This is a genomic window from Proteus sp. ZN5 (genome assembly GCF_011046025.1).
Classification (GTDB): Bacteria; Pseudomonadota; Gammaproteobacteria; order Enterobacterales; family Enterobacteriaceae; genus Proteus.
The window spans coordinates 1,025,851-1,047,789 of record NZ_CP047639.1 but is presented as its reverse complement, the minus strand read 5'-3'; the positions used below and the strand labels follow the sequence as shown (position 1 = coordinate 1,047,789).

The following is a 21,939-nucleotide window of genomic DNA, read 5'->3' as shown; positions in this document are numbered from 1 at the left end:
TTACATCTCCTGAACCGATGTGGATGGATTGCTGATTAAAGCCGTTGGCCATGCATAAGTAGGTGATTCACTTTTATCAATATTCATCACGATATTAGCGGCATTTTCTAACAGCTCGCTGACAGGCTTAGGAATGTGAGTTCCCATTAGCAGCATAAGTGCAATCAGAATGACCATTGGTAATGTGGTTAAAATTCCCAGTTCACCTTTAGCAACAACATCAGGTTTTGGACCAAAAACAGTTTTAGCCACCATACGAACTAACCCACCTAATACCACGGTCAATAACAATAATAATAGGATAGTTAAGCCAATGTGCTGAGAAGCTAAACCTGCTACAACAATCATAAATTCACTGATAAAGACGTTGAAAGGAGGCATACCGCCTAGCGCTAAAGCACCACCAGCAAAAAGAGCAGCACTTAATGGCATCACTTTAAACATGCCTTTCACGACATTTAAATCACGAGTACCGTATTTCAATAACACGTTACCGGAACCACAGAACAACAGTGCTTTCGCCAGACTGTGGTTTAAGGTGTGGAATAAAGCTGCCAAAATACCAATTGGTCCACCAATACCTAACGCGACGGCAATTAATCCCATGTTTTCCACACTGGAATATGCTAAAAGACGTTTCATATCGCGCTGAATAAGGATAAAGAACGCCGCGATAGCAACTGAGAGGAAGCCAAAGATTAACAGTAAGTTACGTGTAAATTCAGTACCAATTGCTGCATCAATAATAATGTAGTAACGGATGATGATTAACAGTGCACAATTCAGTAGCACAGCTGATAACAGCGCACTGACTGGGCTTGGTGCTTCACTGTGTGCATCGGGTAACCATGCATGCATTGGGAATAAACCCGTTTTGGTACCGAAACCGATTAAAATAAAGACAAAAGCTAAATGCATCAGTGTTGGGTCTAACTGGTCTGTATATTTCAACACTTCAGTCCAGAAGATGGCCTGATCTGGATCAGGCATAAAGCTTGCGGCATTGGCATAAACCAAAATAGTACCGAAAAGACCAAACGCCACACCCACACTACAAATGATGATGTACTTCCACGCAGCTTCCAGAGAAGAACGTTGACCATAAATTCCGACTAAGAATGCTGAGCTTAGGGTTGTTGCTTCAATGGCTGCCCACATTAAGATCAAGTTATTACTCGTGATTGCTAATAACATGGTGAATAAAAAGAGGTGGAAAAAACCATAGTAGTTACACAAAGTGCGCACTGAGATTTCACCCTCATCCACTTCATGATTCATATAGCCAATAGAATAAAGCCCAGTTAAAAAGCCGATAATACCTAAGATGGCAAGGAATAATGCACCTAGGCTATCGACATGAACCCAATTAGCAGCAGCCAATATTTCGCCATGAGACATGACATCTGCCACAGTCCCTAATGCAGTGATTAACAATACGGTGATACCAATAGCATGAATACCCGTCACAACAGGACGTGCACCCGCTTTTAATAACGGACTTAGAAACGCCAGTATTGAAAATACCAACGGTGCAAACATTAAAATTGTTAACATGGTTGTTTGGTTCATCTCCTCACCCCTTCAGCGCGGTCAGTTGATCCACGTTCAGTGTGTTGAGCGTGCGGTAAATCTTACGAGCCAACACTGCCATAACAATCACAGCAAAGATGGCGTCAGTGGCGATACCGATTTCGACCAGTTCTGGCGCTCTCCACGCTAATAGTGCCAATGTTAAGTGAGAGCCGTTTTCCATTAAGCAGTAACCAAAAGCTTGTTTTAGGATATTTCGTTGAGTCACGATACAAAGCAGACCTAACATAAAGTGTCCTAAAGAAACCGCGAGAGCAGGTTTCAAATCAACAACCATTGGTATTTGAATTGGCTCAACCACAAACCAACTTAAAATAACGATAACAGCAGCCAACAACATTAAAAGTGCAGGGCTAATAACACTGATATTCGCACTAGGATCGGATAACTTACGGAATGCAAATCCTAAAATAAGTGGCACAAGCAGAACTTTAGTAAAGAAGGCGGTAATCGCCCAAAGTGTGAGTTGGTGTGCATCCAATGTATTAGCTAAAGTGACGAAAATCATCACTAACACGAAAGATTGCAATGCATAGAACCAACATGAAGCAATCGGCTTTTTAGCGCCAATTACCAGTAGCGAGGTGATCATCATTAACCCCGCCAAATTGTTTACGATAAGTGCTCCAGTCATGATTTATCTCCCTTATCCTAGCCAAGTGACTGCGATAACACTGGATGCAAAGGACATCACAATCAGTATTCCAATCACAATTTGCATTGCCATAGGAACAGGTTGCCCTTGTGCAACTTCTGTACTTGGTTTGCCAGGAACGACACGACCAAACCAGTAGATAAACCAAGTGAAGCTAGCCACAGATTCAATCAGTACTAGCACCATAATTGGTGTCATCACCCAGAAAACACTCGACAGTTCAAAACCTGCGGCAAAAATTGGGAATTTACTAAAGAAGCCATTCATTGGTGGAACGCCTGCGATTGCCAGTGCAGCAACACAGAAACCGACACCCAATAATGGATATTTGTTAATTAACCCTTTTAAGCGAGGCAACATACGAGTACCACAGCTATAACTCAACGCACCCGCGACTAAGAAGAACAAGCTTTTCGCGAAGGCATGGTTAAAGATATAAGCAATACCGCCTTCGAACGCTTCGCGTGGTCCAAAAATAGAAATAGATAATGCAAGGAAGATATAAGAGAGCTGAGTGATGGTTGACCATGCTAACAGGCGTTTCATATCTTTTTGTGGCAGATACATCATAAAGCCATAAATCAATGTGATAACTGCCATAGTAATACCCACCCAACCAATAAGATGAGGGACATTACCATCTGCTGACATAATCGCACGAGCAAAGATGTAAACACCGACTTTTACCATTGACGCTGCGTGTAAGTAAGCACTCACAGGAGTTGGTGCTTCCATTGCATCAGGTAACCAAGCTTGCAGTGGTAATTGAGCTGATTTACCCCAAGCAGCAAAGAGAATTCCGCCAAACACAATCAGTTTGGTTGGTTCATCTAAGGTTGCAATTGCGGTTAACTCAAAGGTACCTGTACTCACAAACAAGGTTGCTGCCGCAAGATAAAGACCGATTGAAGCAACGTGAGTTATCAACAACGCTTTCATTGCTGAGCGCAGTGATTTTTCAGATTGATAGTAACCGATTAATCCCCAAGAACATCCCCCTGTGATTTCGAAAAACAGGAGTTGACCTAAAATAGTCGATGAAAGGACTAAACCCGCCATTGCACCAATAAAAATCAGCAAGAAGGCATAATAGCGACGAGTACCATCATGTGGATGCTCACGGTTGCCATTGGTCAGATAACCAGTAGAGTAAAAACTCACTAACAATCCTAAGAACACAACAGCGAAAGCAATCAATGTACTGACACGGTCAATGGTAAAACCAAAGAGCGCAACATCACCATATTGTACTAGCGTAATTGTGGTATCGACTTTACCTTCAGCGAGGAACTGCCAACCTAAAACAACCGTTCCTAATGTGGCTAATAAAGCAAACAGTGTACATAACCACTTCGCCATCCGATTTGGCATTAAGGACGTAATCAACGCCCCCGCAAATGGGATGAGTAAGGTCGCAAGAGCTATATTTTCCATTGTAATCATCGCTCCTTATAGACCGGTTAAATAGAAAACAAGAGCCAGTGCCGCAACACCGAATCCTAACCATGTCACATGGTGAGTCAGTAAGAAGCGACCACGCGCTAAACTGTTTTCAACCAATGACGCTAATACAAACACCACTAACAATTTCACTGCCATTAAAACTAACGCAATGATCAATGCAATAAAGGTGAATTCTGTTGCTTTACCGAAAGGAATAAAGATGGCTAAGAACAGTTCAGCCACGACGACTTGTTTTAAACCAAGACCTAGTTTCACCATCGCAAAACCAGAGCCTGAATACTCTGTTAATGGCCCTTCTTGTAACTCTTGCTCAGCTTCCGCAACGTCAAATGGCATTTTGCCCATTTCGATAAATGCAGCAAAAGCACAAGCTAATAGAGCTAACAGTGTGGCTGTTGGTGATACCCAACCTTGAGCCAGTGTTGCACTGATGGTGCCGACGTTGGTTGAACCCACAATTAAAGCCACCACAATCAGTGATAACACTAAAATTGGCTCAACTAACACACCCAGTGTTAATTCACGGCTAGCACCAATACCAGCAAATGGGCTTCCTGAATCCAGACCAGATAAAGAGAAGAAGAAACGATAAAGTGCAAACAGATAAATCAGTGCGATAAGATCCGCGGCACCTGCAAACAGTGATGTAGCTGTAAAGACAGGTAGTGCCATAGCAACCACCAGCATGCTTCCGAGTAACACATACGGCATCACTTGGAAGATCACACCAGATTGCTCAGGTGCTACTGATTGACGTTTAAATAACTTAAAGATATCTCGATAATCTTGCAGAATTCCGGGGCCTCGACGCAAATGCATCTTGGCGCGAATTGTGCGCGAAATACCTGTACATAATGGGGTTATCGCCAGCAAAAACAGTGCTTGTATGAGTGCGAATATGCCCATCATTAACGTAGGTGCTTCTTGGAAAGTCATAAGTCCCTCTCCTTACGCTGCGATGACTAAAAGCAAGATGACCAACGCTGCGACAACGTATAGACAATAGAGTCTGAAATCCCCGCCTTGTAGGCATTGGATACGTTTTGCAAATCGTTGGATACCACGAACCAGAGGATAAATAATGCGTTCATCCCAGAATGGTTCGACCTTTTCAGCACCGAGCTGTGTTTTATTAAAACCACGAGACAGCAATGGAGATGGATCAAGTTGTTTACGCATACGATAAAGTGGTGCAAACATGCTACGTAATGCTTGAGTAAAGCCACCTGCTGACACTGCCATATCTTTTTCCCACACATAACCACACGCCCAAGGATTACCTTTACGACGAAACGCAGGTTGATTGCCTTTCAGGCCGAGGTAAATCAGGAATGGGATAAGCGGTAGAGCAATTAATAAAACAAATGTTAATGCTGGAGAGAACATTGCTTGCGATGCAGCATCAGGAACAAGCATTGAGCCTTGAGTTACAGTTAATGCGCTGGTTTCGCTAAGAGACATTGCAATATTGGCAATAATTGGTGCAACAAACGCAGCACCCACACCTAACACGACACAGAAAAGCGCTAATAACCCCATCGCAATCGTCATTGGTAGTGGCACTTCTTTAGCTTTTGTTGCTTGCTCACTACGAGGACCACCACAGAAGCTAACGCCATAAACTTTAACGAAACACATTGCCGCTAATGCCCCTGTAATTGCCAACATAATAATGGCAATAGGACCACTTAAGCGCATCACAAAGTTACCTTCGTAACTCATAGTGAATAGAGACTGATAGGTATACCATTCGCTCACAAAACCGTTTAATGGTGGTAACGCGGAAATCGCCATACAACCAATTAAGAATGCCGTTGCAGTGTAAGGCATCAGTTTGGCTAACCCACCCATCTTATCCATATCACGAGTGTGAATTTGGTTAATAATGGCGCCAGCACCAAGGAATAATAATCCTTTGAACACTGCATGGTTTAATAAGTGATATAAAGCACCTAACAGGCCAAGTGCAGCAATAACAGGATGGTCTGTTGCCATTCCTACCATGCCAACACCAACACCCATTAAGATGATGCCGATATTTTCAACGGTATGCCATGCAAGTAAACGTTTTAAATCATGCTCTGCTAAGGCGTACATAACACCTAATACAGAAGAAACAGCTCCAAACCCAAGAACAACAATTCCCCACCACATTTCTGTGGCACCTAATAAATCGATACCGACTTTGATTATCCCGAAGATACCAATTTTGACCATCACACCTGACATTAATGCTGATGCATGTGAAGGTGCTGCGGGGTGAGCTTTTGGTAGCCAACTGTGTAAAGGCAACATACCGGCTTTGGCACCAAAACCAAAGAAACCCAGTAAGAACACCACAGAGGCCATTGCAGGAGAAAGAGAGAGTTGACGGAATGAATCAAAATCAAGGCTACCACTTTCACGCCACATCAAGAAGAAGGCAATCATGATTAACACGGAGCCTGCGTGAGCGATAAAGAAGTAAAGTAGACCAGCGTGGATAGATTCGTCATCTTGATCGGCAATAACTAAGAACCAAGAAGCCAGTGACATCATTTCGAATAGGATAATAAAGTAGAACGCATTATCCATCACGACTAAGCCAACCATAGAAGCAATAAACAGATTCATAAAGAATCCCATACTCCAAGCGCCACGTCCTTTATATTCTTGTACATAAGCAAGAGAATAAAGTGCACACACACTGACCAGTAATGAAATGACGAACACCATAAAGGCGCCTAACATATCCATACGCACCACGAAGGCGGCAAAATCGAAAGGCCCTGCGGTGGTAAAAGTCGCGATTTCGCCACCAAAAATAACCGGTAATGCACTTAAAATACCTAAGACACCACCAATGATTGCGCTGATCCCTGAAATAAGGATTGCCAACCCTTCCTGTTTTTTCAAAAACAGTGCAATAACGCCACCAACAACATACAGGATGACTGACCACAGCAGTAACTGAAGAGGTTCCATATTACTTCCGCTCCTGTGTCAAAGTAGATAAATCGTCAAGACCCGTAATCGGTTCCATTACTGAGCCTAAGCGACGCGTTTTCATCTGCTCTTCAAGTTTGTCTTCTTCAACTAAATGCAATGCATCAGTTGGACATACGTTGACACAAGCAGGGCCTTCATCAGAGAAAGCACATAGATCACATTTTACTGCAATTGCGCGGACACCCACATTCCATGCAAGGAATGGATTGGTGGTTGGAAGACTTGCTGGTACATCTGCCAACATTTCTTCAGGCACAAAATAATCAAAAACAGCCGGTAAATTAACGGGTTTGCTACCTGACGGTGTAATTGCACCAAAAGGACAAACCAGACCACACAACTTACAACCAATACACAGGCTCTCATTAAGAAAGATCATATTATCTTCATGAGTGATGGCATTGACTGGGCACACGCGAGCACAAGGAGCATCCTCACAGTGCCGACAAAGCATCGGTGCTGTCTGATCCTCCACTTTTACCACTGTAAGACGCGGATGCGCCTGTAAACCCACAGCTTGGTGAACTTCTGAACAAGCTGCCATACAGGTATTACACCCTATGCATCGTTGTGGCTCTGCAATTACAAAGCGATTCATTCGCCACATCCTCCGAGAAAAACGTTTAACAGCATTACTGTCGTCAATTTTTCTTTAGATGAAGCATATTTCATGCCAAGAGAGGATCTAATTTATTTACGATAAAAATCATTGAGATAGAAATATAAGAAGGGATTAGGAATGACGTATCGACAATAATGACGTTGACAGTAAGTGGTGAGTTCTAAACAACAATTTTGTCGTCACTATGATTAGATATCAAAAATGGCGGAGCATAGAGAAAAAATAGCTGAATTATCTTTAGATAACTCAGCTAAGTTCAAATACGTAATATTAATATTTCTTTTATAACATAAAATTAAGGCATTAAAGGCGATACCAGTGGTGTTCTTTCATCATTAACCACTTTACCAAAACGCTCACTGCCTGCATTCCAATCAGTGATTGCTTGTTGAATTTCTTCTTTGCTACGACCAATAAAATTCCACCACATCAAAATTTTTTCATTTAAAGGTTCGCCACCTAAGAAAAGAATTTGAGCATTATCACTTAGTTCAATCGTTAATGATTCAGAGTTTTGTATTCCAATATAGGCAAGTTCATTCGCAGCAAAACTTTCCCCTTCTATTGTCATTTCTCCAGTTAAGACAAAAAGCCCATATTCATATTTAGGATTTAATGATAAAGGAATACGAGTGGCATGTTTTGCCATAATATCCATGCCAACCATGGGTAATAAACATAATACGGGGGAATTGTAGTTTTGATAATCACCGATTAGTAATGTGAAGTCAGCGCCATCAGCTTGCCATTTAGGGAGAGCAGGATAGTGATCAAAGCGCGGTGGCATATTTCTTTTATCCTTTGGTAGCACTATCCATAATTGTGCCAGATGGACTTCTTTTTTATCACCGTGACTATCTTCTGAATGGCTAATACCGTGACCTGCGGTCATTAAATTCACTTGTTGAGGTCGAATAACTTGCTGAAAACCGAGGCTATCACGATGCAAAATCTCCCCTTCTAACATCCAAGTAAAAGTTTGCAAGCCAATATGGGGATGTGGAGAAATAGCTAATTTATCGACAGTGTCATTAAAAACAGTGGGGCCTAAATGGTCGAGAAAACACCAAGGTCCAACTAATCGTTGTTTTTTATCAGGTAAAGCACGATAAGTTTCAATCCCTCCAACATCACGGGTTTTAGAGGTAATACGTAATGGGGCATTTACTGCATCAGAGTGTTGATGTTCCATTGTTCACCTACTTTTCATTTATTGTTAAGCCATAAAAATGCTTTATTTATTATCTAGTATAGATACTAAACCTTTATCTATTTAATAAGCAAAATATATTACTTAAGTAAAAAATAAGCCTGATAATTCAGGCTTATAAAAATGAATAATAATAATGACTTAAATTTTATAAATTTTCTTTTCTATTTGTCTCATTGAATTTAAGCCAGATTGCAAACCTTCTGGTGTTGCTTCAGAAAAACCCTCTGTAAAGGTTGCTGATAAATAAGCATCAACCATCATTTTAGCTTTAAACGGTGTTATTAATAAGCCACCCATTGCCATCATATTACAGTTATTAATAACCTTACAAAAACGGGCTGTCGTGATACTTTCACATACACCACAATAAACATTTTTATGTTTATTCGCACTAATACTCACCCCCATTCCTGTACCACAGAAAACAAAGCCAATATATTCAGGATGTTCAGAAATAATTGAACCAACTTTATCACCTGCATCACAATAGCCAATAGGGTCTGATTCTGTGAGATCTTTTATTGTGTAATTTTTTTCTAACAAATACGATTTAATCGTATTTTTAAGTTCAAATCCTGAAGGATCAGCGCCCATAATAATCGTTCTATTTTCCATATAGCCTCCTAAAATAACTCAAGTACTACTGGTAAATATAACTAATTGATAACATTCAAATTTAAAATAAATTCAAAGACTATTATTTATATTTAACCTAAATAAAGTATAGATTAAAATTCTATTATTTGTGTTTAAGTATGAGGAGTTTACAAAAAATAAGAAGAAATAAAGAAATGGAAATTCATTCCAAAATAAAGGGATTTAACCTATAAAATAAGCTAAATTTATTATGTCATAAATTGAATTGATAAAAAAACAAAAGAGATATATCAAAGTAAATGTCTATATTGAAAGGGTTTCCCTAGTACAACTAAAATATAAAATAAAGATCAATAATATTACAGGATTAATGTTTTTATCTATACTCTTCAATATCTCTTAAAGGAAAGTCAAAATAACTTAAATAAATATTGCTGTGGATTATCTTTACCAAAACAACCTACATGCTCATTCTAAGAAAATGGTTATTTTTTACCAATTCCAATATTGAATATGGCATTCTATTTTGGCATCAGAAAGAATGAAGAGATAAATAAATCAGAAACAAAATAATAACACAAAAAATTAAATAATGCAGTAATACAAATCGCTCAAATTTTTAGAAAGAAAACACTGCCTATTAATAAATTAAAATAAAAAAAATACCGCAGATAGTTAACATTATCTGCGGTAATTAATTATTGTACTTAATGTTGTACTCAGTAAAATAATCTACGCGATTATTTTACACGTGATACGTATTCGCCTGAACGAGTATCAACTTTGATGACTTCACCAATTTGTACAAACAGTGGAACTTTAACAACAGCACCAGTGCTTAATGTTGCTGGTTTACCACCTGTACCTGCGGTGTCACCTTTTAGGCCTGGATCAGTATCAACGATTTCTAATTCAACAAAGTTTGGTGGAATAACAGCAATTGGACGATTATCCCACAGTGTTACGATACACTCAGCTTGGTCGATCAACCATTTAGCGTTATCACCAACAGCTTTTTCGTCTGCTGCTAATTGTTCGAAAGTTTCGTTGTTCATGAAATGCCAGAACTCACCGTCGTTGTACAGGTAAGTTAAGTTGATATCCATGACATCAGCACCTTCTGCTGAATCAGTAGATTTAAATGTTTTTTCCAGTAATTTGTTAGAGATCAGTTTACGCAGACGTACACGAGCAAATGCCTGACCTTTACCTGGTTTAACAAATTCACATTCAGTAATGACGGCTGGCTCGCCATCTAACATGATTTTAAGACCTGAACGAAAATCGTTGGTATTATAAGAAGCCATGAATATCCTCTAACTTTTTTAATTTAAAATGGCATAGCCAAAAAATGGCACACATTGTAACTCATAATCACCCCACCAGAGAAGTCTGGTTAACACAACTCGCGCAGGCAATCAGTGATCCTGTTGAATTACTCCAACTTTTAGCATTGGAACATCACGCTGATCTCCAAAAAGGGGCTCAGGCGCGACGGCTTTTTCCGCTACGGGTTCCCCGTGAATTCGTTGCACGCATGAAAAAAGGCGATCCTAACGATCCATTACTTTTACAAGTATTAACTGCAAATGCTGAATTTACCATAACACCGGGATTTTCTACGGATCCGTTAGATGAGCAACAAAATGCGGTGCCAGGTTTATTACATAAATATCAGAATCGTGCATTGCTTCTGGTCAAAGGTGGTTGCGCTGTCAATTGTCGCTACTGTTTTCGTCGTCATTTTCCCTATGAAGATAACAAAGGAAACAAGGCTAATTGGCAAAAGGCAATAGAGTATATCAAAAATAACTCAAAACTCGATGAAATCATCTTTTCTGGGGGAGATCCTCTTATGGCGAAAGATGATGAGATTGATTGGTTAATAACACAATTAGAGGCTATTCCTCACCTTAAGCGCTTACGTATCCACTCTCGCTTACCTGTGGTTATTCCTGCGCGTATTACTGACACGCTATGTAAACGCCTGCAACAATCACGTTTGCAAAATATCATGGTATTGCATACCAATCACGCTAATGAAATTGATGACGCATTGAGAGAAGCCTGTTTAAAGCTAAAAAAGGCCAATGTCACGTTATTAAATCAAGGTGTGTTATTGCGAGGCGTCAATGACAGTGCTGAAGCCCTTGCAGATTTAAGTCGCGCACTATTTGATGCTGGTGTTATGCCGTATTACTTGCATGTTCTAGATAAAGTGCAAGGTGCGGCTCACTTTATGGTGCCAGACAGTGAAGCAAGAGAAATTATGAAAGCACTAATGAGCTTAGTTTCAGGTTATATGGTACCCAAACTCACGCGTGAAATTGGTGGTGAACCGAGTAAGACGTTGTTAGATCTTGGGCTACGTCAGCAATAATACATACCACAAAAACAAAAAAGCTGTAGCTCAATTCAAATAGATGAAATGACTACAGCTTTTTTATCTATTAGTAGACTAATAAATAGTGAATAAATTAAATACCTTTATTGGCATTTATAAACTTGTCCACTCATTTTGCTATCTAATGGTGCAAAGCTATCAACAAAGCTACCTGCGCCAGTACCAACGTTAAAAATAACGTTGCCACCCATTGCAGCTGCTTTATTACGTAGATCGTTAGCAGCACCTCGCAGTGATTGGCTTTCAGTACGGGAACCTGATAACCAGTTATTTTGAACACCTGTCACTGTTCCTAATAATTGGCATTCACTGCCTGGTTGCGTATCAGTGATTTGTACCTGTGAGCCCGCAGTGCTTAATGTGTTTGTTGCAGAACAGCCTGCTAGTAACAACGCTGCAGCAGCTCCCAATAACAATTTAATTCGCATGATCCCCTCATTTATTTGAGTGTCCGTTTAGTCACGACAACAATATACCTTGTCATCCCTATTATGCGCAAAAATAAATCATCATTACTATCTCACATTAGCCAATAGCCTTAAGATATTATTTTCGCTTCAAACTTATTTTAACGTACAAATTCCGCTTTGAGATAGACAAAGCAATAATACCTCTATTCTACACCGCTTTTATGCTTTTAAAACGATCTGGCTTATTTTCGGTCTATACAGTGCGAGAATGAACACACAATTAGCTCATTTTTAAAAATCTTCAGACAGCAAACCACTATCTGAAGATAATATTGGCCAAATTAACTCAAATGATGATTCAGTGCTTCTTCTTTTAAATCTAATTCATGTCGTAAACGGTGGTAAATATGCTCACTGATATGACGAGATTTACGCAGTTGTTGCAATGCATCACGTTCAACCTTTAATGCACTACGAGATAATTTACGCTCCATACTAAACAAGCGTTTAAGATCAAGAGCGCCTTCTTGCACACTGTCTTCACTATCAAGGCGACGACTGTAGATTTCTAATAAATGAGAACCCGCTTCTATACGCAATGACATTTCATCGAGATCTTCACAAGGTTGATTTATCAATTCATTAATATGTGCAATCGCCGCTTCGTTTAACGCTAAACGAGTACGAATTTCATCATCTTCATAGGGTAAATCTTCTGATAGCCCTTTAGTTAAAATCGGCAATGCGATAGTTGCAATTAATAATGAACAGAGAATAACGCCCATAGCAATAAAGATAGCGAGATCACGAGTTGGGAAAGGTGAACCATCTGTCATTAATAAAGGAAGGGTTAAGATACCTGCTAGTGTAATTGCGCCTCGTACTCCTGCAGTTGCCATAATAGCCATTAAGCGCAGATCATGACGAGATAAACGTTTATCGGGAGAGCGGAAGACTGTCAGTGACATTGAGATCCACACCCATACAAAACGCAGTACGGCAAGCCCTATCGTAATAATAATGATATAACCAATAACCGCCCACGGATTAATCGCACCGGCTGATTGCGTCACTTCAGGTAAAATCGTCCACATTGCAGGAAGTTGTTCACCTAATAAAATAAAAATCATCCCATTAAGTGCAACTTGCACAGTATCCCAAACCGCTTTACTTTGCATACGTGTAGCCGCTTGCATACGACCCACAATTTTTTCGTAGTGCATCGCAATACCGGCAACAACGGCGGCTAAGATCCCCGATACATGGAAATGCTCTGCCAATAAATAAGCAAAGAATGGCATTAATAAACTAATCAAGATTTGGATAGCCGGATCTTCACCAGTACGCTTAACTAAAAATTGATTTAGCCGCCCAATTACACCCGCCACAATCAAACCAATTGCAGCCCCACCTAAAGCTACTAACAAAAATTGCCCTGTTGCTGATGCAATAGAGAAAGAGCCTGTTAACGCAGCCACAACAGCAAAGCTGAAGCAGACTAAACCTGTTGCATCATTAAGCAATGATTCGCCTTCTAAAATATGCGTCATACGCGAAGGAAGTGGCGAATTGACAGTCATGGCGGAAACTGAAACAGGATCGGTGGGTGACAAAATTGCCGCTAATGCAAAAGCGATCGCAAGCGAAATTGAAGGAATAAGCCAATGAATAAAAAAGCCCATACCAATCACTGTCACTACAACTAAACCAATTGCCAGCGACATAATCGGTTTAATTTCTTGGAATAGCGCCTCTTTAGGAATGCGCCAACCATCTAAAAAGAGCAATGGAGGAATAAACAGGAATAAGAAAAGATGCGGATCGAAATCAACTTCAAAACCAAAGATAGATAAACAGGCTCCGACAGCAATTTGAATCAATGGTAAAGGAATTTTTTCCGACAGCAATCGAGAGATAAATACACTCACAATCACGGCAAAAAGAAAGATAAGCACGATGGCGACGACAGACATGGTGAACACCCCAATTTATTTAATTATTTTTTAAGCGATGCAGTAAAAACGATCTGTTGTCTAGTTGTAAAGAAATAAGTTGTTTCTAATTATATAAAAAATAAATTATCTGATAATTCTGAGGTAAAACAGCATAAAAAAACCCGAGCCTAAGCTCGGGTTTTTCGTGTAAAACAGTTGGCTGATGAATGTCGGGTAGCAGCAGCGCATTACTGCGCCGCCGCCCCCTAAGAACCGTACATGCAAGTTTCCCCGCATACGGCTCAAGCCTTTATAAGCCCGCACTTCTGTTTGGGCCGACAACATTATAATTGTTGGACTAGCCCTTTGGCGGGAAAGGATCATTACCGTAAGTGTTTCGCTCACGAATTTTTCCATTCTCACCATGAATGAAAACTTCACTCCTTTGATTCTTAGCTATATCACGCGCAGCTTCAAAAGCTTCCTGCTGCGTGCGATGATGCGAAGTATCTCTGGAATTATTTTCACCAAGTACCGCCCAACCATTACCTCTTTTAACTACATGTTGATTTTTACCTGCCATGGGTCACCTCCTTACAGTTTCATGACACTGTATAAATTACCATGACAACCATAAACAATCAATATATTGATCATTCAATAACGAAAAAACACCACATATAGTACTTAATCCACTTCATGGTTATGGATCAACCGATGACAATTCGGATGTAACATCATTAAATTATCGCTTTCGTCACCTCCTCCATCTACCCGTCTGATAATATGATGTATATCCCAATCATCATTATCTCTGAATAGTTGGTGGCAGACTGGGCAGCGATAGCCTTGCCGTTCCCAAATTAATCTCAGTTTTCCTCGCTGCATTTTCCCTTCTTTCCAGCGCTTAATTTGCCGCTGTTCAAAGTACAGTTCGTCAACCGGATCATATGGGTTCGCCTCAGCCCTGATTTTAATATGCCTTTTAATCGGGATATCTTTGCAGGACACTAGCCTTCTCAGGCCGTTATCCGCATCAATACTCTGGAATACCCAGTTCTCGCTCCCGACCGAATGAAAATACTTCTTTTTCACCCAATACTTGTTGCGATTCCCGTGCCGACGGCATGACCAGCGCCAGAGCAATTTCCAGACGCGATAGTCGATATAGCTGAACGTTTCTTTGGCAACAATATGACGATGATAATTTGCCCAACCCCGTAATACCGGATTAAGTTGCCTTATCAAATCACCCTGTTTTGATGCCGCATTACGCTTCACTATTTGCCGGATTTTCTGAAGATGATTACGCAATCCCTTAGCAGCTGGCTTTATCAGCATTTTGCCACGATACTTGCGTACATTCTGTCCCAGAAAATCAAACCCTTCCGAAATATGCGTTATCACGGTTTTTTCTGGTGATAATTGCAGCCCTCGTTCCGCCATAAATGCTTCAACAAGGGGTTTGATTTTATTCTCAAGTAACTCTTTCGAGATGCAAGTAATGATAAAATCGTCCGCATAACGCACATAATTGACCTTGGTTTTATAACTGGCTTTGGTGTTTTTCTTCCCGAAATGGGTTTCAAGCACCTCTTCCAATCCATCCAGAGCCATATTTGCCAGTACAGGGGAAATAATGCCTCCCTGTGGTGTACCAGCTTCTGTCGGGTATAAACGACCGGATTCCATAAATCCCGCTTTAAGCCATTTCCCGAGTACCTGTTTATCCAACAGAATGTTGGCAAGTAACCAGTCATGACTGATGTTATCAAAACATCCTTTTATATCGCCTTCCAGTACCCATTCCGCAGAGCTTTTACGACTGAGATTAACAAAACATTGTTCAATCGCATCCGCAGCTGAACGAGCCGGACGAAAGCCATAACTGTTGCGATCTGCCTTAGTTTCCGAGACGGGATCAAGTGCCAGCAGGTATAGTGCCTGCATCGCCCTGTCCTTCATCGTCGGTATCCCCAAAGGACGGTATTTGCCGTTACTTTTAGGAATGTAAACCCGCCTTAACGGAGACGGCTTATAACCTGTCCGTTTAAGCTGATCGATCGCATACCATTTACTTTCGGGAGTGTTCCACAACTGGCGATCCACTCCGGCTGTCTTTTTGCCTCGATTTTCGGTAACCCGCCTGACAGCCAAAGCTTTGGCTGCAAACGAGCGCGTCAGCATTCTTTGCAGGGCTTTCACCCTGCGCCAATGCTTCTGCTTTGTTGCCTTTGCGATTCGTACCTGTAGCCCTCTGACCTGACGGTGTATCTGACACCAGTTAATCTGATGCCAGTTTTCCGCCCTGCCGGAAAGCGCAGGTACTTCTATTAACGTACTCAACTTGCTACTCTCCTCAGTGCTTTGGATTAGAAAGCCCCAAGCGAGAGCTGACAGATAGCCCCCTTGCAGGAGTTATCTTATGCTCCCGCAAGGGTTAGGTCAGAACAGAGAACTGCCCTGACCAACTTTCTGTCACGTTAGATTTGCTTTACAGTACTGCACACAATTAAAGACCAGTCGGAAGTCTGCCCCGTTTCCGGTAGAGGAACATTTAACCTCTTATCCATTCCATTACAGAACGGCATTCGCTTTCTCCAACCTCCTTTACCCGCACTCTCAACAGCTGGTCTTGCGACTTACCTGCCACATTGTGGCGAAAATACGGGCTTACCGAGTTCCGTACTCATGACACGGATCACTTAGGTTCTGCCTATACACCGAAGGTCTGTTGGTAACGTATTCCCAGATGTAATAGGAATAACCGACCTTGTACCTTTTGGTCACAGCATATCAGTAGCTTTTGCTGCTTGCGGCTGACGGTGCTTACGGACAGTTCACTTAATGTTAACCCTATGATCCAGCCTAGCCTCTCATTCACCTGCTACTGGTAAAATCCACTGTTTATCTCACGATAAATCAGCACCCAAACATCGGGGAGTACATTGTCAGAGCGCTCTCACACCTCACCATTACTAGCGACGCGCTGCTCCTAGGCTACTGTTAGTTACACAACAGGTCTGGCTCTGTATCAGATGCAATACAGTCAGACAATCATCAGCACAGCTTCACACCGGTAGGTGCTGGCGTACATAAATTTGATAGAGACGATGTTAACCCCGTTACATCACAAGCTAAAAAAATCTGCCTTGTTTCAACGTGTATCTTTTGACGTTATAACAGTGATTAAGTGATAACAATATTGAAAATTCAAATGGTTATCGCATTAAAACGCTGTTACACATTATTTAGAAAGGAATACTGACTTTAAAGTCCGCAACCAGAAATTAGTTCTTCACCAAGTGAAGAGCCGATGTCCGGGAGAATTTAAAGCCCGGAACATCGGACATATCATTATTATGCTATTTCGGCGGGGAATAGTGAGTACAACTATCAGTTAGTACTCACTATGGACGTAGCCCGCTCGGCTAGCTACCTACGCGACTCTCGTCGCACTACATCATGCCGCCCATTCCACCCATGCCGCCCATACCACCAGCGCCACCTAAATCCATTTTGTCGTCTTTAGGTGAATCTGTGATCATCGCTTCTGTTGTGATCATCAGACCTGCGATAGATGCAGCAAATTGCAGTGCAGAACGAGTAACTTTAGTTGGATCTAAAATACCCATATCAATCATATCGCCGTAAACATCTGTTGCAGCGTTATAACCGTAGTTACCTTCACCTGCTTTCACGTTGTTTACAACAACAGATGGTTCTTCACCTGCGTTAGCAACGATTTGACGCATTGGAGATTCCATTGCACGTAATGCAACGCGGATACCTACTGTTTGTTCTTCGTTATCACCAACCATCTCACGCAGAGCGTTAGCGACACGAACCAGAGCAGTACCACCACCAGCAACAACGCCTTCTTCAACTGCTGCGCGAGTTGCGTGCAGAGCATCGTCAACACGAGCACGTTTTTCTTTCATTTCAACTTCAGTTGCTGCACCAACTTTAATTACTGCAACACCGCCAGCTAATTTAGCAACGCGTTCTTGTAATTTTTCACGGTCATAATCTGAAGTTGCATCTTCGATTTGTTGACGGATTTGAGATACACGACCGCTAATTGCGTCTTGATCACCTAAACCATCAATAATCGTTGTTGTATCTTTGTTGATAACAACGCGTTTTGCTTGACCTAAGTCTTCTAATGTCGCTTTTTCTAACTCCATGCCGATTTCTTCAGAAATCACAGCACCGTTAGTTAATGTTGCAATATCTTGCAGCATTGCTTTACGACGATCACCAAAGCCAGGTGCTTTAACAGCAGCAACTTTAACAATACCACGCATGTTGTTCACAACTAATGTTGCTAGTGCTTCACCTTCAACATCTTCTGCAATGATAAGCAGAGGTTTGTTAGCTTTAGCAACGGCTTCTAATACAGGCAGTAATTCACGGATGTTAGAAACTTTTTTGTCAACTAACAGAATGAATGGGTTTTCTAATTCTGCTGTACCCGTTTCTGGTTTGTTGATGAAGTAAGGAGACAGATAACCGCGGTCAAACTGCATACCTTCAACAACGTCTAGCTCATCTTCTAAGCCAGTACCTTCTTCAACGGTGATAACACCTTCTTTACCAACTTTATCCATCGCTTGTGCGATCAGAGTACCGACGGTTTCATCAGAGTTAGCAGAAATTGTACCAACTTGAGCAATCGCTTTAGTATCTGAACATGGAACAGACAGTTTTTTCAGTTCTTCGACAGCTGCAACAACAGCTTTATCGATACCACGTTTCAGATCCATTGGGTTCATGCCAGCGGCAACTGCTTTTAAGCCTTCGGCAATGATTGATTGTGCTAATACTGTTGCAGTTGTAGTACCGTCACCTGCCGCATCATTGGCTTTAGAAGCAACTTCTTTCACCATCTGTGCACCCATGTTCTCGAATTTATCTTCGAGTTCAATTTCACGTGCAACAGATACACCATCTTTAGTAATAACAGGTGCGCCGAAAGATTTATCTAAAACAACGTTACGACCTTTAGGGCCTAAAGTTACTTTAACTGCATCTGCAAGAACATTAACACCACGTAACATTTTATTACGAGCATCTACACCGAATTTGACGTCTTTAGCTGCCATCGTATATTTCCTTTGAATTCGTTCAGTTTAAGAAGATCTTAAAAGAGAAAAATTATTCTTCTACAATTGCTAAAATGTCGCTTTCAGACATGATAAGCACGTCTTCGTTATCAATTTTTTCTGTTTTAACGCCATAACCGTCGTTAAAAATTACGATATCGCCAACTTTAACATCCAGCGGTTTAACGTCGCCGTTTTCCATAATACGGCCTTGACCTACGGCTAAAATTTCGCCACGAGTAGATTTACCCGCCGCAGTGCCAGTCAGTACGATACCGCCTGCTGATTTAGCTTCGACTTCTTTACGTTTAACAATAACACGGTCATGTAATGGACGAATCTTCATTAATAGTGCTCCTATAAAAAAGTCCATATCAGGATTAAGGTTGATACCAGTGCCCAAGATGAACCAGTACCATGACGATACAGGTGGGGGCATCCGGTAAAACTTCAAGGGGAGAAGTGTGATTTTTTTTCAAATTTTCCCCATTTCAGTTGATTATGCTTTGGGCTAATTATTTTTTGTCAGAAAAATGGTCGTTATCCTGATCTTCAGCCTTATTATTCAGCTGGTTACTCGGTGAATCCTCTTTACGCTGAAACTCGCCTTCAAATGTTGTTCCATTCTGATTAGAAGAAAACCCACTTTGACCATGACCCGCTGAATAAACTCGAATTCGAGAAATCAATTTTGTCACTAGCAGTGCTTGTAACGGTGGCAGTAATAACAGTAAACCCAAGAAATCCGTAAAGAAGCCTGGGATCAACAATAAAATACCTGCCAGTATTAACGAAACGCTTTTCACCATTTCTGCTGCAGGAACTTCACCCACTGCAAGTTTTTGCTGCATTGAAGCAATATTTTTTACGCCCTGATTTTTTACCAGTGAGACACCAACACAAGAAGTCAGCACCACAAGGAATAGTGTTGTAAGAACGCCAATAGAAGATGCCACATTGACGAAAATAACAGCTTCTACATAGATAAGAAGACAAATAGCAATTAATGGGAGCCAACGCACTTGGTTCTCCTTTTTATAAAAAAAGATTCATATTATTAATAGAAAGGAGTGTGAACTACATCTAAGGTGATAGTTTACAAACTCGCTTTTTCTTAGTTTATCTACATAATAATGGGGAGCCTAACACTCCTTTTCAAGGGGCGTTAAAAAGAGAAGTAGAACTGTAAAATCCATGAGATAGATCACAAAAAGAAAATATTTAGACGTTATTTACTTATAAAGTGATCCAGCTTAAAGGTATTTGTTCACAACCCGAATATGATCGTGTCAGTACCAAGCAAAACGGTAAGTTATATTACATTATTAACCGTTAACGATATATTTTATTAACAAGCGCATAACTAGACAGTTAAAATTTTAATAAGAAGGTTCTCATGTCAAATAAAACTCGTATCGAAGAAGACCTGTTAGGTAAAAGAGAAGTTCCTGCTGATGCTTATTACGGCGTCCACACTTTACGTGCTATTGAAAACTTCTACATCAGTGATCGTACCATCAATGATGTTCCAGAATTCATCCGCGGTATGGTAATGGTGAAAAAAGCAGCTGCATTAGCTAATAAAGAACTTCACACTATTCCTCGTGAAATCGCTGATACGATTATCAAAGCCTGTGACGTTGTTTTAGAAACAGGTAAACACATGGATCAATTCCCAGTTGATGTATTCCAAGGCGGTGCTGGTACTTCATTAAATATGAATACCAATGAAGTTATCGCAAACATCGGTCTGGAATTAATGGGCCATCAAAAAGGTGAATACCAATACCTAAACCCAAATGACCACGTCAATAAGAGCCAATCAACAAATGACGCTTATCCTTGTGGTTTCCGTGTAGCGGTTTATAACTCTGTTATCAAATTAACTGAATCTATCGAACTGCTGAAAGCAGGTTTTGATAGAAAAGCAGTTGAGTTCCAAGACGTCCTGAAAATGGGTCGTACTCAATTACAAGACGCTGTACCAATGACTTTAGGTCAAGAATTCCACGCTTTCTCTGTACTGATGAAAGAAGAAATCAAAAACCTGAAACGCACTGCTGAGTTACTGTTAGAAATGAACTTAGGTGCAACAGCTATCGGTACTGGTCTGAATACAGCTCCAGGTTACCAAAAACTGTCTGTTGAAAAACTGGCAGAAGTAACTGGTTTAGCATGTGTTCCAGCAGAAGACTTAATTGAAGCAACTTCTGACTGTGGTGCTTATGTAATGGTTCACGGTGCGTTAAAACGCTTAGCTGTGAAAATGTCTAAAATCTGTAATGACTTACGTTTACTGTCCTCTGGTCCTCGTGCAGGTCTGAAAGAAATCAATCTTCCAGAACTACAAGCAGGTTCTTCAATCATGCCAGCTAAAGTAAACCCAGTAATTCCAGAAGTTGTTAACCAAGCTTGCTTTAAAGTTATCGGTAATGACACTTGTGTGACTATGGCTGCTGAAGCAGGTCAATTACAATTGAACGTAATGGAACCAGCTATCGGTCAAGCAATGTTCGAATCAATCTCTCTGTTAAGCAACGCTTGCCGTAACTTAGTAGAAAAATGTGTTGATGGTATCACTGCGAATAAAGAAATCTGTGAACACTTCGTATTTAGCTCAATCGGTATCGTTACTTATCTGAACCCATTCATTGGTCACCATAACGGCGACATCGTTGGTAAGATTTGTGCAGAAACTGGTAAGAGTGTACGTGAAGTTGTTCTAGAACGCGGTTTATTAACCGAAGAACAACTGGATGATATCTTCTCTATCGAGAACTTAAAAAACCCGGCTTACAAAGCAAAACGCTTCGATGATTAATAATTGTGTTTTATAACATGACACTGTTAAACATAAGAATGAGCTCTTAAAAACACAAGGCACGGACTCTTTAAGAGACGTGCCTTTTTACTTGATTGTAAAAACAAAAATTTAACTTATCTTTCTCATTTTTTTA

The 21,939-nt window shown here is 40.8% G+C and carries 18 protein-coding genes; 2 read left to right on the top strand and 16 right to left on the bottom strand.

Annotated elements, in window-relative coordinates:
• The 9 genes from GTK47_RS04775 to efp form a co-directional block, all read right to left on the bottom strand.
• Window positions 1-1,569, bottom strand: coding sequence for a hydrogenase 4 subunit F (locus tag GTK47_RS04775; RefSeq protein WP_165122319.1), 1,569 nt, complete (start codon window positions 1,567-1,569; stop codon window positions 1-3).
• 4 nt (window positions 1,570-1,573) lie between these two features.
• Window positions 1,574-2,224 (bottom strand): hydrogenase 4 membrane subunit, encoded by a 651-nt coding sequence (gene hyfE / locus GTK47_RS04770; protein WP_036934333.1) that lies wholly within the window; start codon window positions 2,222-2,224, stop codon window positions 1,574-1,576.
• 12 nt (window positions 2,225-2,236) lie between these two features.
• Entirely contained in the window at window positions 2,237-3,688 is a 1,452-nt protein-coding gene (locus GTK47_RS04765; RefSeq protein WP_075673439.1) for a hydrogenase 4 subunit D, read from the bottom strand.
• 6 nt (window positions 3,689-3,694) lie between these two features.
• Window positions 3,695-4,645 carry a respiratory chain complex I subunit 1 family protein gene (locus GTK47_RS04760; RefSeq protein ID WP_165122318.1) on the bottom strand — a complete coding sequence of 317 codons (951 nt, stop codon included), beginning with the start codon at window positions 4,643-4,645 and terminating at the stop codon, window positions 3,695-3,697.
• Window positions 4,646-4,657: 12 nt separating this feature from the next.
• Window positions 4,658-6,673 carry a hydrogenase 4 subunit B gene (gene hyfB, locus GTK47_RS04755; protein ID WP_109402374.1) on the bottom strand — a complete coding sequence of 672 codons (2,016 nt, stop codon included), beginning with the start codon at window positions 6,671-6,673 and terminating at the stop codon, window positions 4,658-4,660.
• 1 nt (window position 6,674) lies between these two features.
• A complete protein-coding gene (locus GTK47_RS04750; RefSeq protein WP_109402375.1) occupies window positions 6,675-7,295 on the bottom strand; it encodes a 4Fe-4S dicluster domain-containing protein in 621 nt (206 codons plus the stop codon).
• Between the two features lie 319 nt (window positions 7,296-7,614).
• Complete coding sequence (locus GTK47_RS04745; RefSeq protein WP_165122317.1) at window positions 7,615-8,511, bottom strand: pirin family protein; 897 nt, start codon at window positions 8,509-8,511, stop codon at window positions 7,615-7,617.
• 159 nt (window positions 8,512-8,670) lie between these two features.
• Entirely contained in the window at window positions 8,671-9,147 is a 477-nt protein-coding gene (locus GTK47_RS04740; RefSeq protein WP_165122316.1) for an RpiB/LacA/LacB family sugar-phosphate isomerase, read from the bottom strand.
• Window positions 9,148-9,869: 722 nt separating this feature from the next.
• The gene (gene efp / locus GTK47_RS04735; protein ID WP_006536168.1) at window positions 9,870-10,436 is read right to left on the bottom strand and encodes an elongation factor P; all 567 of its coding nucleotides are present in this window, start codon (window positions 10,434-10,436) and stop codon (window positions 9,870-9,872) included.
• 44 nt (window positions 10,437-10,480) lie between these two features.
• Between efp and epmB the strand changes: the two genes are divergently transcribed.
• Window positions 10,481-11,509 (top strand): EF-P beta-lysylation protein EpmB, encoded by a 1,029-nt coding sequence (gene epmB, locus GTK47_RS04730; RefSeq protein ID WP_165122315.1) that lies wholly within the window; start codon window positions 10,481-10,483, stop codon window positions 11,507-11,509.
• Between the two features lie 107 nt (window positions 11,510-11,616).
• On the opposite strand, the gene GTK47_RS04725 is transcribed toward epmB, so the two are convergent.
• The 7 genes from GTK47_RS04725 to GTK47_RS04695 form a co-directional block, all read right to left on the bottom strand.
• Complete coding sequence (locus GTK47_RS04725) at window positions 11,617-11,961, bottom strand: DUF4156 domain-containing protein (protein WP_023582946.1); 345 nt, start codon at window positions 11,959-11,961, stop codon at window positions 11,617-11,619.
• A gap of 323 nt (window positions 11,962-12,284) precedes the next feature.
• Window positions 12,285-13,916 (bottom strand): Na+/H+ antiporter, encoded by a 1,632-nt coding sequence (locus GTK47_RS04720; protein WP_165122314.1) that lies wholly within the window; start codon window positions 13,914-13,916, stop codon window positions 12,285-12,287.
• 319 nt (window positions 13,917-14,235) lie between these two features.
• Window positions 14,236-14,460 carry a DUF2188 domain-containing protein gene (locus tag GTK47_RS04715; RefSeq protein WP_001556379.1) on the bottom strand — a complete coding sequence of 75 codons (225 nt, stop codon included), beginning with the start codon at window positions 14,458-14,460 and terminating at the stop codon, window positions 14,236-14,238.
• Between the two features lie 104 nt (window positions 14,461-14,564).
• The gene (gene ltrA / locus GTK47_RS04710) at window positions 14,565-16,223 is read right to left on the bottom strand and encodes a group II intron reverse transcriptase/maturase (RefSeq protein WP_165122313.1); all 1,659 of its coding nucleotides are present in this window, start codon (window positions 16,221-16,223) and stop codon (window positions 14,565-14,567) included.
• 1,112 nt (window positions 16,224-17,335) lie between these two features.
• Window positions 17,336-18,982 (bottom strand): chaperonin GroEL, encoded by a 1,647-nt coding sequence (gene groL, locus GTK47_RS04705; RefSeq protein WP_165122312.1) that lies wholly within the window; start codon window positions 18,980-18,982, stop codon window positions 17,336-17,338.
• 52 nt (window positions 18,983-19,034) lie between these two features.
• Window positions 19,035-19,328 (bottom strand): co-chaperone GroES, encoded by a 294-nt coding sequence (locus GTK47_RS04700; protein WP_036914050.1) that lies wholly within the window; start codon window positions 19,326-19,328, stop codon window positions 19,035-19,037.
• Window positions 19,329-19,497: 169 nt separating this feature from the next.
• The gene (locus GTK47_RS04695) at window positions 19,498-20,004 is read right to left on the bottom strand and encodes an FxsA family protein (protein ID WP_165122311.1); all 507 of its coding nucleotides are present in this window, start codon (window positions 20,002-20,004) and stop codon (window positions 19,498-19,500) included.
• A 374-nt stretch (window positions 20,005-20,378) separates the two neighbouring features.
• Between GTK47_RS04695 and aspA the strand changes: the two genes are divergently transcribed.
• The gene (aspA, locus tag GTK47_RS04690; protein ID WP_165122310.1) at window positions 20,379-21,803 is read left to right on the top strand and encodes an aspartate ammonia-lyase; all 1,425 of its coding nucleotides are present in this window, start codon (window positions 20,379-20,381) and stop codon (window positions 21,801-21,803) included.
• The last annotated feature ends 136 nt before the right edge of the window (window positions 21,804-21,939 follow it).

Excerpts from the sequence above, each read along its gene's own strand:
- GTK47_RS04775 (WP_165122319.1), bottom strand. The coding sequence starts at position 1,569 with ATGAACCAAACAACCATGTTAACAATTTTAATGTTTGCACCGTTGGTA.
- hyfE (WP_036934333.1), bottom strand. The coding sequence starts at position 2,224 with ATGACTGGAGCACTTATCGTAAACAATTTGGCGGGGTTAATGATGATC.
- GTK47_RS04765 (WP_075673439.1), bottom strand. The coding sequence starts at position 3,688 with ATGATTACAATGGAAAATATAGCTCTTGCGACCTTACTCATCCCATTT.
- GTK47_RS04760 (WP_165122318.1), bottom strand. The coding sequence starts at position 4,645 with ATGACTTTCCAAGAAGCACCTACGTTAATGATGGGCATATTCGCACTC.
- hyfB (WP_109402374.1), bottom strand. The coding sequence starts at position 6,673 with ATGGAACCTCTTCAGTTACTGCTGTGGTCAGTCATCCTGTATGTTGTT.
- GTK47_RS04750 (WP_109402375.1), bottom strand. The coding sequence starts at position 7,295 with ATGAATCGCTTTGTAATTGCAGAGCCACAACGATGCATAGGGTGTAAT.
- GTK47_RS04745 (WP_165122317.1), bottom strand. The coding sequence starts at position 8,511 with ATGGAACATCAACACTCTGATGCAGTAAATGCCCCATTACGTATTACC.
- GTK47_RS04740 (WP_165122316.1), bottom strand. The coding sequence starts at position 9,147 with ATGGAAAATAGAACGATTATTATGGGCGCTGATCCTTCAGGATTTGAA.
- efp (WP_006536168.1), bottom strand. The coding sequence starts at position 10,436 with ATGGCTTCTTATAATACCAACGATTTTCGTTCAGGTCTTAAAATCATG.
- epmB (WP_165122315.1), top strand. The coding sequence starts at position 10,481 with ATGGCACACATTGTAACTCATAATCACCCCACCAGAGAAGTCTGGTTA.
- GTK47_RS04725 (WP_023582946.1), bottom strand. The coding sequence starts at position 11,961 with ATGCGAATTAAATTGTTATTGGGAGCTGCTGCAGCGTTGTTACTAGCA.
- GTK47_RS04720 (WP_165122314.1), bottom strand. The coding sequence starts at position 13,916 with ATGTCTGTCGTCGCCATCGTGCTTATCTTTCTTTTTGCCGTGATTGTG.
- GTK47_RS04715 (WP_001556379.1), bottom strand. The coding sequence starts at position 14,460 with ATGGCAGGTAAAAATCAACATGTAGTTAAAAGAGGTAATGGTTGGGCG.
- groL (WP_165122312.1), bottom strand. The coding sequence starts at position 18,982 with ATGGCAGCTAAAGACGTCAAATTCGGTGTAGATGCTCGTAATAAAATG.
- GTK47_RS04700 (WP_036914050.1), bottom strand. The coding sequence starts at position 19,328 with ATGAAGATTCGTCCATTACATGACCGTGTTATTGTTAAACGTAAAGAA.
- aspA (WP_165122310.1), top strand. The coding sequence starts at position 20,379 with ATGTCAAATAAAACTCGTATCGAAGAAGACCTGTTAGGTAAAAGAGAA.